This window comes from Romboutsia sp. D33t1_170424_H2 (genome assembly GCF_015669105.1).
Classification (GTDB): domain Bacteria; phylum Bacillota; class Clostridia; order Peptostreptococcales; family Peptostreptococcaceae; genus Romboutsia_C; species Romboutsia_C hominis.
Window position 1 is genome coordinate 150,456 of sequence record NZ_JADOZQ010000001.1, and the last position, 15,643, is coordinate 166,098.

Below are 15,643 nucleotides of genomic sequence, written 5' to 3' on the forward strand. Positions count from 1 at the left end.
ATAAATATAAAAATCCAACAGTAAAAGCTGTTGGATTTTTATATTAGAATCTACTACTTACTAGTAGCCGTGTTCATTTTATACTTTGCAAATCTAAGCCATAATCTTATTTTTCTAAATACATTACCTTGAGATAATATAGTAAATAATCCACAAACTATTAAAATAAAATAATATACAAATATTCCATATAAGAATACAGAATAACCAATAATAGCTTTAGAGAATATACCACCAAATATTGTAAAGAATGCTATTTCATTAGCACCAACATTGCCTGGTGTAGGCATAGCAGAAACAGCCATATATAAAAAGACTTGTAGTGACAGCATATAAAAATAAGAAGCACCACTTAATCTAAGAGCTTTATATATACAAAATGCTATGCTAAAGTAAATAGTAAGCTGAACAATTGTAAGTAATGTAGATTTAAACAAAGCTTTCTTATCCTTTATAAAGGATTTAATGGAAAAATTATACTCATCTATAAAGCTATTCACTTTTGGTCGTTTGTTATCTAAAAATTTTAAAAATTTAATTTTACTTAATAAATTAAAAATAAAGTGAACAAACTTTTTAGTTTGAGTTGGTCTATAAACTATAAAAAATCCGAAGCATAAAGTAACTATATTAAGAGACATACCCATAGCAATGAAAGTAAGTACAGGTTTTAAAGTAGATTTAAGAACATCTACATTAAAAGCCATTAAAAAAATACAATATAAAGTTACCATAATTTGATATATAACAGTTTTATTAGAGACAACTGCAACAGCTTTGCTAGCTGATATATTAGATTTTGATAACTCATAAACTTGCATAGGTTGACTACCAGATGCCATAGGAGTAACTAAGTTATAATAAAGACCTAATATACCTACTTTATATCCTAAAAATTTGGTTTTAGCTCCATGTATAGAGTTTATTATAACTCTTAAAATATAACCTTCTAAAATTATATATGAAATCATTAATAAAAATCCAACAGCTATATACTTATAATCAATTACTTTTAAAATATCAGATAAAATATTTATATCTAATGTACTAGCGACTAAATAAGTGGTTACTGTCATTAAAAGGATTAAAAAAATGTATTGCAAAAGATTTTTAGGCTTTTTACTTATTTTTTTCATAATACCACCCCTATTTAAAAATGTCTATTTTCAACTCTTTTAATTAAGTTCGAAATAAAAAATAGTATCTATCAAATTTACAAAAAACTATTAAATTTGTATATAAGTGATTTTTTATATAACAATAAAAAATCACATTTATCTTGCAATAAATCTCTTTGAATTCACCAAAGTTTATCTAATGTAAGTTATATATATATTATACATATAAAAAAAGGAATTACAAATGTATATATCAACTAAACTTATAATAGTTTCATATAAAGCGATATGCAGATGGTAATATTAAAATATTAGAAGGATAAATCATGGATAAATAGAATAAATTTTGAAAAAACTAATGTAAAAGTTTTTAGGAGGAATTATGCTAAAGAAACATAATTGTTTACAAGTTATAGAAAATACTTATTTAAAAGAAACTAAAATTATAAAGGCAAGTACCCAAAAAGAGCTTCAAGAAAAGATAAATAGACAAGTAGAGTTATGGAATGACAAAGAGATTTATTTAAAGCAGCAGATGAAATAAAAGTATACTGGAATATGATTAAACATATTAAAGATATATATAGGATTATGATATGTATGTAAGAATAAAATAATTTAAAAATGAAAAACTAAGACTAAAACAACATTTAGGAGGAACATCATGCAATTAAGAAGAGCAGCAGAGATAATGAACTCAAAGCAAAAGGAAAATATCGTAGTATATTATCAAAATGAGCCAGTAAATATAGTTAGTCTTAATAGTAATATAGGAACTGCATATGTTAAATCAATAAATAATAAAAGAGGTTTTGATATTTTAATAGAAGAGCTAAGTGAGAAAAAACAACAATAGAGAAAATTAATAGATTACATAATAATCTATATGCTTAACATACAATCATAAAAAGATGCTTAAAATAATTATTTTAAGCATCTTTTTAATTTAATCAAATATATCTAAAACTAGCTCGTTAGACAACTGTTGTAAAATCTTAACACCAGCAACACTATTACCCATAGCATCAAGTGAAGGTCCAAATACACCTATTCCCATTTTATTAGGTACAGTAGCAAGTATACCACCGCCAACACCAGATTTAGCAGGTATTCCAATATGTACTGCAAAATCACCAGATTCATCATAAAGGCCACAAGTAACCATTATAGACTTAACAATAGTACAAATATCTCTAGGTATAATCATTTCGCCAGTAAAAGGACTGACTCCTTTGTTAGCTAAAATAGCCCCAATCCTTGCCAAATCCATAGCAGTAACAGAAATAGAACATTGTCTAAAATAACAGTCTAAAACATCTTCAACATTATCAATTAGGCCATGCCCCTTCATGTAATAAGCTAAAGACCTATTTATATCACCAGTTCTTTTTTCAGATAAATAAATATCTTCAATTACATGAATATTAGGATTGTTAGTTAACTTTCTAGTAAATTCTAATATTCTATTGGTTTTCTCATTACTATTTTTACCCATTATAAGTGAATTAACAATAATAGCACCTGCATTTATAAATGGATTAGATGGATAAGGCTTATTATTTATTTTCATATTAAGAATAGAATTAAAAGCAAAACCACTAGGCTCAACCCCTATTTTTCTAAAAACATACTGTGGTGAATTATCCATCATAGCCATTATAAGAGCTATGACCTTAGAAGTACTTTCTATTGCAAAAGATTTATTATAATCTCCAGCAAAGTATTCCTTACAATTGCAATCTCTCAAATCTACAATAGCTACACCAAGCTGGTTTTCATCAACTTCAGCAAGTGCTGGTATATAGGTAGCTACATGACCATTTTTTATGTATTTTTTGTTTTCATTAACTATTTTGTTTAGTAAATCAAACATAAAAATCGCTTCCTTTTTTATAAAATTTGTTATTAGTAGTGTACTTACCCTAAAGCACATCAAAAAAACATATCTAAAAATTCAAAAAATATTATAAAAATTAACTATTAACAAATTTAGAATCTATACAATCAAATCATTACTTAACTTTATATATAAAGTTAAAAATAAATAGAATAGGATTAGTAAAAAAGCATATATACTCTATAAGAACTAAAAATAGAAGAAAGAAAAAGGGGGAGATCATGAAGGGTTTAATAAACAAATGGAATAAAATAAGTTTGGTAAAAAGAATATTAATAGGACTGATAATAGGAATAATACTTGCGCTTACAGCTAAAGACATAGCAAGTCCAATAGTGATTTTTGGTTCTTTATTCGTAGGGGCATTAAAAGCAGTAGCACCAATTCTTGTATTTTTCTTAGTAATGTCAGCGATATCTAGCCATGAAAAAGGTCAGCAAACAAATATGAAATCAATTTTAGTACTTTATTTGTTAGGAACATTTTTAGCTGGATTAACAGCAGTAGTGGGAAGTTTTATATTTCCAACAACATTAACATTAGTAGAGGGAGCTAAAGATGTTGTACCACCAGAAGGTATAGTAGAAGTATTAAAATCATTACTAATGAATGTGGTTGATAATCCAGTAAGTGCACTTTTAAATGCAAATTATATAGGTATATTATCATGGTCATTAATGCTAGGATTAGCTTTAAAAAATGCCTCAAGTTCAACAAAATTAGTAATATCAAATGTATCAGATGCTCTATCAACGGTTGTAAGGTGGATAATAAATTTTGCACCACTTGGTATAATGGGATTGGTATTTAATTCTATAGCAACACAAGGAATAGAATCACTTCTTAGTTATGGACATTTAATAGTAGTATTAATAGGATGTATGGCATTTATAGCATTAGTAGTAAATCCTATAATAGCTTATGTATACATGAGAGAAAATCCATATCCTTTAGTATTTAAATGTTTGAAAAATAGTGGAATAACCGCATTTTTCACAAGAAGTTCAGCTGCAAATATACCAGTAAACATGAAGCTATGTGAAGAATTAAATTTAAATAAAGACACATACTCAGTATCAATACCACTAGGAGCAACTATAAATATGGCAGGAGCTGCTATAACAATATCAGTATTAACATTAGCAGCAGTCAATACTTTAGGAATAGAAGTAGATATGGGTATGGCATTATTGCTTAGTTTAATGTCAGCAGTAAGTGCTTGTGGAGCATCTGGAGTAGCAGGAGGGTCACTACTTTTAATACCTCTAGCTTGTAGCTTATTTGGTATATCAAACGATATAGCAATGCAAGTAGTAGGAGTAGGATTTATAGTAGGGGTTATACAAGATTCTTGTGAAACAGCACTAAATTCTTCTACGGATGTGCTTTTTACAGCCGTGGCAGAATATGCTAAAAATAGAAAAGAGAAAAAAGGAGCATAAAAATAAAACTTAAATGAGCGTAATTTATATATTTAAAATGTATTTATACTAAATTAGATAGAAAATAAAAAAGAGGATACTTATCCTCTTTTTTATTTAAATAAATTAAAGTATGTTTTAGATTACATAAACTAACTAGCAAAATGTATAACAGGTTTATTAATATATTTAAAAGACTTTAAAGTATCTGCATCTAAATTTTCTTTGAATATATCAATAGCAGTTATTTGACTGTTGTTGTAAGTAGTATAGTAATAAACTCCAGTTTCCTGTCACATACAAGCTTTATATAAAGTTATATCATTTATTGTTAAATTATTATATAAATTTTATAAACAAATAATTAAACTTAAAAATAAAAAATAATAAAACAAAAAAGTGCTTAATTTAAGCACTTTTTTTGTATGAGTAACATTTTTAAGATTTATTTATTATTTTTCTTTTAAGATTTCTTCTATAGAAGATACACATCTACCACATCCAGTAGCTGCACCAGTAGCATTTTTAATATCTTCTACTGTTTTAGCGCCTTCTTCTATAGCTTTTTTTATATCTAAATATTTAACTTGTTTACAAAAACATACTGTTTTATTTTCCATTTTAAATTCTCCTTTAAACTTTAATGTATTCTTACAATTGTAGATACCCAAGGAAAAGGTGTTCAATCATAAAAATTAAAATATTATGTCTTAAAAAGTTATCGCATCTATGTTTATATAATTAGCATATGTTATTTATTTTAAAGTATGAAACTTCTAATAAGACATCTAAATTATAATCTATACAAAAGAAAAATAAAGTACAGAAAAGATTTTTAAGTAAACAGTTGTATAATACTTTTTAAATTGTTAAAAATAATATTAGTTTAAAATATAAAAAGAAGGATGAGTATATATGAAAAAAATAAGTTGTAGTGTAACAAACTGTGCTCATAATTGTCAAGATACTTGTTATGCTAATCGTGTAAATATAGGTGGACAAGGAGCAAAAAATACAGAAGAAACATGTTGTGGTTCTTTCTTAGACAAAAGACATTACTCAACGTTAATAAATAATGCAAGTGAAGGTAAAAATTCAAGTAATGCTTGTGATTGTTTAATATGCAATGTAGCTACATGTACATATAACAATAACAAATTATGCAATGCAGATGTAGTACAAGTAAGTGGAGAAAATGTAAACTTATATATGGAAACAAAATGTTCTACATTCAAGCAAAAATAAGGAGGAAAATATGAGTGAAAATATAATATGTCTATGCAAAAGCATAAGTGAGGAAGCAATAGTAAAAGCTATAAAAGAAGGAGCAACAAGTATAGAAGCTGTAAAAGAAAAGACTGAAGCAACAACTGGTCCATGTAAAGGCAGCAGATGTATTTCTAAAATTGAGGAATTAATAGAAAAACATAAATAAAGAAAAAAATCTTAGAATTACTAAAATACTCCATATATTTTTATATTAAAAAATATATGGAGTATTTTTATACTAAAAAATATAAGTTAAAGGTAGTATAATTTTATTTATGTGCGCATACAAGCTTATAGTAGATTATTAAAAAATAAAGTATAATATATATGATTATTAGTTAAGGATGTGTAAAAATGAATGTAATAAAATATGATGAGACAATCCAAGGTTGGTAAACTCTATTGTATGTGCAATAGACATACTAGGATTTTCACAAATGATAGTGAATTCCTCTAAAAATGGATATGGGAATAATCTACTAACAGAAATAAACTACCTTATAAATAAAAATAAACAATGTATAATACCTAATAAATACAGTAAAGGTAAAATAAAAATATTTACGGATAACATGGTAGTGGCCTATCCTATAAAAGGGGATGGAGAAAAAGAACTAGATGAAATATTAGAAAATGTAGCAGAGTATCAGTTTAAACTATCCTTAGAAGGACTTTTCGTTCGTGGTGGTATAAGCATGGGGGACTTTTATATAAATGAAGATATAGTTTTTGGACCAGCGCTATTGGATGCCCACAACACAGAAAGTAAGATTGCTTGTTACCCAAGGATTATATTAGATAACAATACCGTATCAAAAGTACAAACTTATATGAACCATTATGATGTAGCACCTCAGAAAAATAAGATACTTATAGATAATGATGGAAATTGGTTTTTAAATTACTTAAATACTATATTTAATATTATACAGAGTGTAGTAATGAATATGAATTTGAGAGAGTTCAATATGAATTATTACTTAGACATAAAAAGAAAATAGAAGAACAATTATTTATAAATAGAGAAAACATGAGAGTATGGGACAAGTATGTATGGACTGCAAATTATCATAATTATTTCTGTAGTATACATTTTCCTAAAGAAAAAGAATTAGAAATATCTAGAAAAGATTTACTTTCGTGGCCAAGGCAAATATCTAATCAAGATACATAAGAAAAAAGCTGTCTAAAAGAAGTTAAAATACTTTTAGACAGCTTTTTATATACAAAGAAGATAATACTCACAATTGAATTTAATATAGATATTTTGATTAATTTCAAAAATGAAAATATATTTCTAAAATATAAATAATAGACTGAGAAAAATAATAAAAAAGGAAAAAAACTTGCAGAAATAAAAATGATATGATAAAATTTGAACATAAAAAACGATTGCGAAGAGGGGAAGATGATGTTTACACAAATAAAAGGAAAACTTATAGTATCGTGCCAAGCTTTAGAAAATGAACCATTACATAGTTCATTTGTAATGGGAAAGATGGCAAAAGCAGCTAAAGAAGGTGGAGCAGTAGCTATAAGAGCACAAGGCGTGGAAGATATATTAGAAATAAAAAAAACAACTAATTTACCAGTAATAGGAATTATAAAAAGAAATTATAGTGATTCAGAAATATATATAACACCTACCAAAAAAGAAGTAGAAGAACTTTCAAAGACAAAATGTGAAATGATAGCAATAGATGCTACTGATAGAGTTAGACCAAATGGTGAAACTTTAAAAGATTTAATAGATTATATACATAGCTTTGGTATTTTAGTAATGGCAGATATATCAACATATGAAGAAGCCTTAAATGCTCAAAATCTAGGGTGTGATTGTATATCGACAACATTATGTGGATATACTTCTTACTCAGAAAAGCATGAAGGTCCAAATTTAGAGCTTATAAAAAAATTATCAAATGAATTATATATACCAGTTATAGCAGAAGGAAGAATAAATACACCAAAGGATTTAAAGGATGTATATGAAAATGGGGCATTTTCAGCAGTAGTAGGTTCAGCTATAACTAGACCACAACTTATAACAGCAAAGTTTGTAAATGCTATAAAGTAAAATCATATAAAGGGGAGACAAATATGTTTAAATACTTACAAAAAGTAGGAAAGTCATTTATGCTACCTATAGCAATATTACCAGCAGCAGGTTTACTTTTAGGAATAGGAGGAGCATTATCAAATCCAAATACTATAAATGCTTATCCATTTTTAAATATACCGTGGCTACAAGCAATATTTACTATAATGTCATCAGCAGGAGACGCTGTATTTGGAAATTTAGCATTAATATTAGGAGTAGGATTAGCAGTAGGGTTAGCTAAAAAAGATAAGGGAACAGCGGCATTAGCGGCGTTGGTAGGATACGTTATAATGAATGCATCTATAAAAGCAATGCTTGGAATATTTACACCAGATGCACCAGCAATAGATACTGGAGTTATAGGTTCAATTGCAATAGCATCAGTTGCAGTATGGCTACATAATAGATACAATAACATACAATTACCAGCAGTACTTGGTTTCTTTGGTGGTTCAAGATTTGTTCCAATAGCAACAGCATTTGCATCAATATTTGTAGGAGCGATATTCTTTATAGTATGGCCAACATTCCAAGGTTGGTTAGTAGTATTAGGTGAGAAGATAGCAGTACTTGGGCCAGTAGGAACATTTTTTTATGGGTTCTTAATGAGAATTTGTGGAGCAGTAGGACTTCATCACATGATATATCCAATGTTTTGGATGACAGAGCTTGGAGGAGTAGCAACAGTAGCAGGAAAGCAAGTAGTAGGAGCTCAAAATATATTCTTTGCACAATTAGCAGATCCAAATCATGTAGGGTTATTTACAGAAGGAACAAGATTCTTTGCAGGTAGATTCGCAACAATGATGTTTGGGTTACCAGCAGCATGTTTAGCAATGTATCACTGTGTACCTAAAGAAAAAAGAAATTTAGTAGGTGGATTATTCTTAGGAGCAGCTTTAACTTCATTTGTAACAGGTATAACTGAGCCAATAGAGTTTATGTTCTTATTTATATCACCACTTTTATATGTTTTCCATGCAGTACTAGATGGTATATCTTTCTTTGTGGCAGACATATTAAACATATCAATAGGTAATACTTTCTCTGGCGGTATAATAGATTTCACATTATTTGGGGTATTACAAGGAAATGACAAAACAAATTGGATGTTAGTAATACCAGTAGGATTATTATGGTTTGCAATATATTATGTGTCTTTTAGATTCTTCATAACAAAGTTTAATATACCAACGCCAGGAAGAGGAGACGATGAAGTTGAAGAAGTTAAAGTAACTGATAAAGATTCTTTAAAGGACGATGCAGTTGTTATAATAGAAGCATTAGGTGGAGCAGAAAATATAGAAGAAGTTGATGCATGTATAACAAGACTTAGAGTATCGGTTAAAGATGTCAATAAAGTAGATAAAGCTAAAATTAAAAAAATAGGAGCAATAGATGTATTAGAAGTTGGTGGAGGAATACAAGCAGTATTTGGAGCCAAAGCAGTTTTATATAAAAATATAATAAATGATATATTAGGAACTAATGAATAATTTATATAGTTTCTAAATACTTAAAAGGTGTATAATATTTTATACACCTTTTAATATTAAAAATAATTAAAGGAAGTTAAAGAATTATTATAAAAAGGGCTGGTTAAATGAGTATAATAAATAAATTAGATGATAAAAATTTAAAATTTACTAAATCAGAAAGACAAATAATAGATTACATAAAAAATGATATGGAAAACTTTTCATATAAATCTATATCAGAAATAGCTAAAGATAATAATATTGGAGAAGCTACTATAACTAGATTTGCTAAGAAGATAGGGTTTAGTGGATTTCAAGACTTTAAGGTAACCTTAGCACAAGAAGTTACGAATATCCAGAACAAGCATATAATAGATAGCAGTATAGATAATAAGGAACATGCAAGAGAAACTGCTAAAAAGCTTTTACATAACAACATATATGTTTTAGAAAATACAGCACAAATAATAAACTATGAAGATATTCATAAGTGCTCAAAACTAATAAGAGAAGCAAATAAAGTGTATTTCGTTGGAGTTGGATATTCTGGAATAATAGCACAAGATATTAACTATAAATTTATGAGGATAGGGATAAATTGTAATTACTTTAGTGATAGTCATACTATATTAATGATGTCTTCTTTAATGAAAAAAGGAGATATAATAGTTTGTGTATCTCATACAGGAGAGACAGAAGATATAGTAAGTTCAGTAGAAATGGCAAAGAAAAATGAAGCTACTGTAATTTCAGTAACTAATGATAAAGATTCTAAGGTTAGGAGCTTATCAGACATATGTTTATCGTATATTTCAAATGAAGGAGTATTTGAAAGTGGTTCAATGTATTCAAAACTTGCTCAGATGTTTGTATTGGATATTATATATACACAAGTAGTCAAAGATATGGGTGGCATAGCACACGACAATAAATTAAAGACAACAGAAGCTATAAAAGGCAAATATACAATATACAGGTAAATGTGCTAATGTAAATTAGGGCAAGAATTTTCTTGGCCTTTTTTAATATTATAAAATTAATTAATAATACTTTCAAAGAAAACTAATTTTAAAAATTAATTTTCTTTAAAAGTATAAAAGATTATTTTTAAAGATAATACTAAATATGATATAATAAAATTTACGTAAAAACAGGAATTCTAAAAGGATGGTGTAGTACATGAAATGGACTGAAATAACAATAAAAACTTCAACAGAAGCAGTTGAAGCTATAACTAATATATTATACGAACACAATGTAGGAGGAGTATCTATAGAAGATCCTAAAGACTTCAAATTCCAAAAGAAAAATGAATTTGATTGGGATTTCGTTGAAGAAGAAATATTTAATAGTGGATACGACGGAGTAATAATAAAAACATACATAACAGAAGAAAGAGATGTAAGTGAAGATATTAAATCTATAAAAGAAAGAATAGATGGATTAAAAGAGTTCGGTATAGATGTAGGAGAAGCAATAGTTGAATTATCATACGTTGATGAAGAAGACTGGGCTAATGAATGGAAAAACTACTACAAGCCAACTAAAATAGGAGAAAAAATAGTAGTAAAACCAACTTGGGAAGAATATGAAGCTGGTGATGAAGACCTTATAATAGAGCTAGATCCAGGTATGGCATTTGGGACAGGAACTCACGAAACTACAAGCATGTGTATAAGAGAATTAGAAAAATACGTTAAGCCTGAAAGTAAAGTATTTGATATCGGATGTGGAAGTGGGATACTTGCAATAGCGGCTGCAAAGCTTGGAGCTAGAGATGTACTAGCAGTTGACTTAGACGAAGTAGCAGTTAAAGTATCTAAAGAAAATATAGAACTTAACAATGTATCTAAAAGTGTTAAAGCACTTCACGGTAATTTAATGGAAGTTGTAACTGATAAAGCTGATATAGTAGTTGCAAACATAATAGCAGATATAATAAAATTATTAGCTAAAGATATCAAAAACTTTATGAAAGATGATGCAGTATTTATATCTTCAGGAATAATACATGCAAAGGTTGATGAAGTTAAAGAAGCACTAGTTTCAAATGGATTAGAAATAGTACATGTAGAATCTTTAGGTGAGTGGAATGCTATAGTATCTAAAATAGCTAAGTAGGTGAAATTATGGATAGATTTTTTGTAGAAAAGAAAAACATAAACCTAGAAAATAACACTTGCATAATAGAAGGTGAAGACGTAAAACATATATCAAAAGTTTTAAGATGTAGAGTTGGAGAATGCCTAGAAATATGTGACAATGACAATAATGAGTATATAGCAGAGATTTCGGGTATATCTAAAGAAGAAGTAACTCTAGATATAGTAGAAACTATAGATATAAAAAGAGAATCAGACCTTAAAGTAAGGCTATACCAAGGGTTACCAAAAGGTCCTAAGATGGAAATGATACTTCAAAAGTTAACAGAAGTTGGAGTGGATGAAATAATCTTAGTACAAACTAAAAGAAGTGTAGCCAAAGTTGATGATAAAAAAGAAGACAAAAAAATAGAGCGTTGGGAAAGGATAATATACGAAGCTGCAAAGCAAAGTAAAAGAGGAAAAATACCAACACTTAGAGGCGTTTTAAGTTTCGAAGAAGCATTAGCTGATATGAAAAATAATGACTTTAATATAGTTCCTTATGAAAATGAAAGAACGAAGTCTATAAAACAAGCTATAAAAGATATAGATATAAATAATATAGGAATATTTGTAGGCCCAGAAGGTGGATTTGCAGAAGAAGAAATTAAACAAATAGAAGATATAAATGGTCAATCGGTATCTCTTGGACCTAGAATACTAAGAACTGAAACGGCATCAGTAGTAGCATCTTCTATAGTTTTATATGAATTAAGTGACTTAGGAGGACAAGCATAAGTGAAAAAAGTAGCATTTTACACATTAGGTTGTAAAGTAAATCAATACGAAACAGAAGCTATGCTTGAAATGTTCAAAAAAGATGGATATGTTCAAGTTGAAAGCGAAGACTATGCAGATGTTTATGTTATAAACACTTGTACAGTAACACATATGAGTGATAGAAAATCACGTCAATATATAAGAAGAATGAAAAAGAAAAATCCAGACGCAATAATAGCAGTTGTTGGTTGCTATTCTCAAGTATCACCAGAAGAAATACTTGAGATAGAAGAAGTAAACTTAGTAATGGGTACTAACGAAAGAAGACAAATAGTTGAAGAAATTAAAAAACTAGATGCATCTCAAAAAGCTAGTACAGTAGATGATATAATGAAGGTAAGAGCCTTTGAAGAAATAGAAATAAATCAAACAAACGGAAAAACTAGAGCATTTATGAAAATACAAGATGGATGCGATAGATTTTGTTCCTACTGTATAATACCTTATGCTAGAGGTGGAAAAGTAAGAAGTAGAGATTTAGAAAGTATAGTAAATGAAGCTAACAAATTAGCAGATAAAGGATACAAAGAAATAGTTCTAACAGGTATACATGTTGCATCTTATGGAAAAGATGTAACAGATGCTAATATGAATTTATTAACTGTTATAAAAGCAATAGATGAAATAGAAAACATAGAAAGAATAAGATTAAGTTCAGTTGAACCAGTATTATTCACAGAAGAGTTTGTTGAAGAAGTTTCTAAAATGGACAAAGTGTGTCCTCACTATCATTTATCATTACAAAGTGGATGTGACGAAACACTAAAGAGAATGAATAGAAGATATACAACTAAAGAATACAAAGAAATAGTTGATAGATTAAGAGCACATATACCTGATGTTGCAATAACAACAGATATTATAGTAGGTTTCCCAGGGGAAACTAATGCAGAATTTAGTGTAACAAATAAATTCTTAGAAGAAATAGAACTTTCACAAATGCATGTATTTAAATATTCACCAAGAAAAGGGACACCAGCTGCAACTATGGAAAATCAAATAGATCCTCAAATGAAGCAGTTAAGAAGTGATAAGCTTATAGCTTTAGGTCATACAAACTTTAAAAAGTTTGCATCAAAATATGAAGGTAAAGAAGTAGAAGTACTATTTGAACATAGAATGAAGGATAATAAATTTGAAGGATTAACAACTAATTATATAAGAGTTATAGTTGATAGTGAAAAAGATATACAAGGTCAAATACTTAAAGTTAAGATAACTAAGGTTAATGATGAATTTGTAGAAGGAATTTTAGTATAATATGTAGAAATATAAAATGACTTAAAAGAAATTATGGCTATTTATAAAAACTGTCATAATTTCTTTTAGTACATTTAATTAAATACAGTATATATTAAAAAAATTGCGTAATACGCGTTTAAAGGTTTGTGTAAGGCATTTTAAATAATAGTAGGTAAAATATTATATACAAATAGATTAAGTAGCCTAAAAAGTTAAATAATAAACAAAAAGGAGAAATATTATGAGTTGCATATTCTGTAAAATAATAGATGGAGAAATACCATGTTCTAAAGTTTATGAAGATGATAAAGTATTAGCATTTAATGACATAAATCCAGTAGCACCTATACATATATTAGTAATACCAAAAGAACATTTTGATAGTTTAATAGATATATCTGAGGAACAAATGGACATAATGGCGCATATACATAAGGTGATAAACAAAATAGCTAAAGAACAAGGCTTTGATAAAGATGGTTTCAGAGTTATAAACAACTGTGGCGTAAATGGAGGTCAAGAAGTAAAACATCTTCATTATCATATACTAGGTGGCCAAAAATTACCGATGTATGAAGCTATGAATAAGTAAGAAAAATTTAAAAAATTCTTCTTAAATAAAATACTTGAAAAAAAAATAAAAGTAGTTTATAATAAACAAAGTGTGAGGTTATAATACATATAAATGTTATAATCTTTGTTATAGACACAGCAGAATTCGCACTATCGGAGGGAGGGAAAATGAAATGTCAGAAGTAAGAGTAAGAGAAAACGAAACATTAGACAGCGCGTTAAGAAGATTCAAGCGTTCATGTGCAATGTCTGGCATCATGTCTGAAGTTAGAAAAAGAGAGCACTATGATAAGCCAAGCGTTAGACGTAAGAAGAAGGCAGAAGCTGCTAGAAGAAAAAACGCTAAGAAATAGTTAAAAAAGAAATAAAGAGGTGAGGGTAATGTCCCTTAAACAAAAGTTACAAGAAGATTTAAAGTCTTCTATGAAAAATAAAGATACAGTAAGAAAATCTGTGGTAACTTTAATAAGAGCTTCTATAAAGCAATTCGAGGTTGACAATAGAGTTGAGCTTGATGATGAAGGCATTATAGATATAATAGCTAAGCAGTTAAAACAGCGTAGAGATGGTTTAGCTGAGTTTAAAAAAGCTGGAAGAGAAGACTTAGTAAGTGAAGCAGAGGCTGAAATCGAAGTTTTAAAAGAGTACCTACCTCAACAGTTAAGCGAAGAAGAGCTAAACACAATTATAAAAGAAACTATATCTGAAGTAGGAGCTACTTCTATGAAGGATATGGGAAAAATTATGTCAGTTGTTAGACCTAAAGTTAAGGGAAGAGCTGATGGAAAACTAATAAACGAGTTAGTGAAAGCTAACTTACAATAGATAGAAAAACCTAGAGACTAGTCTCTAGGTTTTTTAATGTGCTTATTTAATTTTTTTAAGTCATCACCGGAAAATATAGTTAATATAAAGTCGGCAATAATTTCACCTATATCCAATAGAATATCCATATAAAATCCTCCTTTAAAATATTATATAAAAAAATAGATATAGAGTTTCTAAAAGCGAGTTTAAATAAAAATCATACCATATTAATATAAAAAAATAAGACTTACTTAAATTATAGCCATTGAAAAACAATATATCCATATAAATAAAGATAAAGACTAATGAAATATATATAATGTTCTGCTACAATCTTAAGATATATATATATAATCGAAGGATTTTAAAATCATTAATATATGGCGTGTATTAAATTTTTAATTAAAGGGGATATTATGCTACCAATATTAGTAACTAAAAGGTGTATTTTAAAAGAGGTGTGTTTAGAAAATGCAAAAGATATGTATGAATACGCAAAAGAAGAGAAAGTAGTAAGGTATATGACATTTCCAAAACATGAAAGTTTAGAAAATACTAAAAATTTAATAGAAAGCTTTTTTATAGAAAGGTATAAACAAGGAATATCTTATGATTATGGTATAACATACAAAGAAAATAACAAATTTATAGGAACATCAGGGTTTTGTAGAATAGAAAATAAAGTAGCAACACTAGGATATTGTCTAAACCCAGACTATTGGAATAAAGGCATAATGACTGAAGTTGTAACAAGGCTAATAAAATTTGGATTTGATGATTTAAAATTAGAAAAATAGAAGCACAATTTTATGA

The 15,643-nt window shown here is 28.0% G+C and carries 20 protein-coding genes and 1 pseudogene; 17 read left to right on the top strand and 4 right to left on the bottom strand.

Annotated features, from left to right (window positions below; genetic code table 11):
- Nucleotides 1-53: 53 nt before the first annotated feature.
- Entirely contained in the window at nt 54-1,136 is a 1,083-nt protein-coding gene (locus I4U66_RS00755; RefSeq protein ID WP_166504943.1) for a lysylphosphatidylglycerol synthase transmembrane domain-containing protein, read from the bottom strand.
- A 364-nt stretch (nt 1,137-1,500) separates the two neighbouring features.
- Here I4U66_RS00755 and I4U66_RS00760 point away from each other — a divergent pair, with 364 nt between their 5' ends.
- Nucleotides 1,501-1,662, top strand: a complete 162-nt coding sequence (locus I4U66_RS00760) for a hypothetical protein (protein ID WP_166504944.1) — start codon at nt 1,501-1,503, stop codon at nt 1,660-1,662.
- A gap of 120 nt (nt 1,663-1,782) precedes the next feature.
- On the top strand, nt 1,783-1,974 hold the full coding sequence (locus I4U66_RS00765) for a small, acid-soluble spore protein, H family (RefSeq protein WP_092927084.1): 192 nt from the start codon (nt 1,783-1,785) through the stop codon (nt 1,972-1,974).
- A 90-nt stretch (nt 1,975-2,064) separates the two neighbouring features.
- On the opposite strand, the gene glsA is transcribed toward I4U66_RS00765, so the two are convergent.
- On the bottom strand, nt 2,065-2,991 hold the full coding sequence (glsA, locus tag I4U66_RS00770; RefSeq protein ID WP_092927082.1) for a glutaminase A: 927 nt from the start codon (nt 2,989-2,991) through the stop codon (nt 2,065-2,067).
- Between the two features lie 245 nt (nt 2,992-3,236).
- On the opposite strand from glsA, the gene sstT reads away from it, so the two are divergent.
- On the top strand, nt 3,237-4,457 hold the full coding sequence (gene sstT, locus I4U66_RS00775) for a serine/threonine transporter SstT (protein ID WP_092927080.1): 1,221 nt from the start codon (nt 3,237-3,239) through the stop codon (nt 4,455-4,457).
- A 131-nt stretch (nt 4,458-4,588) separates the two neighbouring features.
- Here sstT and I4U66_RS15000 read toward each other — a convergent pair.
- Both I4U66_RS15000 and I4U66_RS00785 read right to left on the bottom strand, forming a co-directional pair.
- Nucleotides 4,589-4,714 (bottom strand): annotated as a pseudogene (locus I4U66_RS15000) (choloylglycine hydrolase); the annotation flags it as partial.
- Between the two features lie 174 nt (nt 4,715-4,888).
- Complete coding sequence (locus tag I4U66_RS00785; protein ID WP_092927076.1) at nt 4,889-5,056, bottom strand: (2Fe-2S)-binding protein; 168 nt, start codon at nt 5,054-5,056, stop codon at nt 4,889-4,891.
- A 295-nt stretch (nt 5,057-5,351) separates the two neighbouring features.
- Between I4U66_RS00785 and I4U66_RS00790 the strand changes: the two genes are divergently transcribed.
- The 14 genes from I4U66_RS00790 (at nt 5,352) to I4U66_RS00850 (ending at nt 15,627) form a co-directional block, all read left to right on the top strand.
- The gene (locus I4U66_RS00790; RefSeq protein ID WP_092927074.1) at nt 5,352-5,681 is read left to right on the top strand and encodes a DUF1540 domain-containing protein; all 330 of its coding nucleotides are present in this window, start codon (nt 5,352-5,354) and stop codon (nt 5,679-5,681) included.
- A 10-nt stretch (nt 5,682-5,691) separates the two neighbouring features.
- A complete protein-coding gene (locus tag I4U66_RS00795; protein ID WP_092927072.1) occupies nt 5,692-5,871 on the top strand; it encodes a (2Fe-2S)-binding protein in 180 nt (59 codons plus the stop codon).
- A gap of 271 nt (nt 5,872-6,142) precedes the next feature.
- Complete coding sequence (locus tag I4U66_RS00800) at nt 6,143-6,706, top strand: hypothetical protein (RefSeq protein ID WP_243278766.1); 564 nt, start codon at nt 6,143-6,145, stop codon at nt 6,704-6,706.
- Nucleotides 6,707-6,735: 29 nt separating this feature from the next.
- On the top strand, nt 6,736-6,879 hold the full coding sequence (locus I4U66_RS14670; protein ID WP_240276131.1) for a hypothetical protein: 144 nt from the start codon (nt 6,736-6,738) through the stop codon (nt 6,877-6,879).
- 237 nt (nt 6,880-7,116) lie between these two features.
- Complete coding sequence (locus tag I4U66_RS00805; protein ID WP_092927070.1) at nt 7,117-7,782, top strand: N-acetylmannosamine-6-phosphate 2-epimerase; 666 nt, start codon at nt 7,117-7,119, stop codon at nt 7,780-7,782.
- A 23-nt stretch (nt 7,783-7,805) separates the two neighbouring features.
- Entirely contained in the window at nt 7,806-9,302 is a 1,497-nt protein-coding gene (locus I4U66_RS00810; protein WP_092927068.1) for a PTS transporter subunit EIIC, read from the top strand.
- A gap of 107 nt (nt 9,303-9,409) precedes the next feature.
- Entirely contained in the window at nt 9,410-10,264 is an 855-nt protein-coding gene (locus I4U66_RS00815; RefSeq protein WP_092927066.1) for a MurR/RpiR family transcriptional regulator, read from the top strand.
- Nucleotides 10,265-10,463: 199 nt separating this feature from the next.
- On the top strand, nt 10,464-11,405 hold the full coding sequence (prmA, locus tag I4U66_RS00820; RefSeq protein ID WP_092927064.1) for a 50S ribosomal protein L11 methyltransferase: 942 nt from the start codon (nt 10,464-10,466) through the stop codon (nt 11,403-11,405).
- An 8-nt stretch (nt 11,406-11,413) separates the two neighbouring features.
- Entirely contained in the window at nt 11,414-12,166 is a 753-nt protein-coding gene (locus tag I4U66_RS00825) for an RsmE family RNA methyltransferase (protein ID WP_092927062.1), read from the top strand.
- Nucleotides 12,167-13,468, top strand: a complete 1,302-nt coding sequence (mtaB, locus tag I4U66_RS00830) for a tRNA (N(6)-L-threonylcarbamoyladenosine(37)-C(2))-methylthiotransferase MtaB (protein ID WP_092927060.1) — start codon at nt 12,167-12,169, stop codon at nt 13,466-13,468.
- 223 nt (nt 13,469-13,691) lie between these two features.
- Entirely contained in the window at nt 13,692-14,042 is a 351-nt protein-coding gene (locus I4U66_RS00835) for a histidine triad nucleotide-binding protein (protein ID WP_092927058.1), read from the top strand.
- Nucleotides 14,043-14,196: 154 nt separating this feature from the next.
- Complete coding sequence (rpsU, locus tag I4U66_RS00840) at nt 14,197-14,376, top strand: 30S ribosomal protein S21 (RefSeq protein WP_021125460.1); 180 nt, start codon at nt 14,197-14,199, stop codon at nt 14,374-14,376.
- A gap of 28 nt (nt 14,377-14,404) precedes the next feature.
- Nucleotides 14,405-14,848 (top strand): GatB/YqeY domain-containing protein, encoded by a 444-nt coding sequence (locus I4U66_RS00845; protein ID WP_092927056.1) that lies wholly within the window; start codon nt 14,405-14,407, stop codon nt 14,846-14,848.
- Between the two features lie 398 nt (nt 14,849-15,246).
- Nucleotides 15,247-15,627: a GNAT family N-acetyltransferase gene (locus I4U66_RS00850; protein WP_195928308.1), complete on the top strand. Its 381-nt coding sequence runs from the start codon at nt 15,247-15,249 to the stop codon at nt 15,625-15,627.
- Nucleotides 15,628-15,643 lie beyond the last annotated feature (16 nt).

Excerpts from the sequence above, each read along its gene's own strand:
- I4U66_RS00755 (WP_166504943.1), bottom strand. The coding sequence starts at position 1,136 with ATGAAAAAAATAAGTAAAAAGCCTAAAAATCTTTTGCAATACATTTTT.
- I4U66_RS00760 (WP_166504944.1), top strand. The coding sequence starts at position 1,501 with ATGCTAAAGAAACATAATTGTTTACAAGTTATAGAAAATACTTATTTA.
- I4U66_RS00765 (WP_092927084.1), top strand. The coding sequence starts at position 1,783 with ATGCAATTAAGAAGAGCAGCAGAGATAATGAACTCAAAGCAAAAGGAA.
- glsA (WP_092927082.1), bottom strand. The coding sequence starts at position 2,991 with ATGTTTGATTTACTAAACAAAATAGTTAATGAAAACAAAAAATACATA.
- sstT (WP_092927080.1), top strand. The coding sequence starts at position 3,237 with ATGAAGGGTTTAATAAACAAATGGAATAAAATAAGTTTGGTAAAAAGA.
- I4U66_RS00785 (WP_092927076.1), bottom strand. The coding sequence starts at position 5,056 with ATGGAAAATAAAACAGTATGTTTTTGTAAACAAGTTAAATATTTAGAT.
- I4U66_RS00790 (WP_092927074.1), top strand. The coding sequence starts at position 5,352 with ATGAAAAAAATAAGTTGTAGTGTAACAAACTGTGCTCATAATTGTCAA.
- I4U66_RS00795 (WP_092927072.1), top strand. The coding sequence starts at position 5,692 with ATGAGTGAAAATATAATATGTCTATGCAAAAGCATAAGTGAGGAAGCA.
- I4U66_RS00800 (WP_243278766.1), top strand. The coding sequence starts at position 6,143 with ATGATAGTGAATTCCTCTAAAAATGGATATGGGAATAATCTACTAACA.
- I4U66_RS14670 (WP_240276131.1), top strand. The coding sequence starts at position 6,736 with ATGAGAGTATGGGACAAGTATGTATGGACTGCAAATTATCATAATTAT.
- I4U66_RS00805 (WP_092927070.1), top strand. The coding sequence starts at position 7,117 with ATGTTTACACAAATAAAAGGAAAACTTATAGTATCGTGCCAAGCTTTA.
- I4U66_RS00810 (WP_092927068.1), top strand. The coding sequence starts at position 7,806 with ATGTTTAAATACTTACAAAAAGTAGGAAAGTCATTTATGCTACCTATA.
- I4U66_RS00815 (WP_092927066.1), top strand. The coding sequence starts at position 9,410 with ATGAGTATAATAAATAAATTAGATGATAAAAATTTAAAATTTACTAAA.
- prmA (WP_092927064.1), top strand. The coding sequence starts at position 10,464 with ATGAAATGGACTGAAATAACAATAAAAACTTCAACAGAAGCAGTTGAA.
- I4U66_RS00825 (WP_092927062.1), top strand. The coding sequence starts at position 11,414 with ATGGATAGATTTTTTGTAGAAAAGAAAAACATAAACCTAGAAAATAAC.
- I4U66_RS00835 (WP_092927058.1), top strand. The coding sequence starts at position 13,692 with ATGAGTTGCATATTCTGTAAAATAATAGATGGAGAAATACCATGTTCT.
- rpsU (WP_021125460.1), top strand. The coding sequence starts at position 14,197 with ATGTCAGAAGTAAGAGTAAGAGAAAACGAAACATTAGACAGCGCGTTA.
- I4U66_RS00845 (WP_092927056.1), top strand. The coding sequence starts at position 14,405 with ATGTCCCTTAAACAAAAGTTACAAGAAGATTTAAAGTCTTCTATGAAA.
- I4U66_RS00850 (WP_195928308.1), top strand. The coding sequence starts at position 15,247 with ATGCTACCAATATTAGTAACTAAAAGGTGTATTTTAAAAGAGGTGTGT.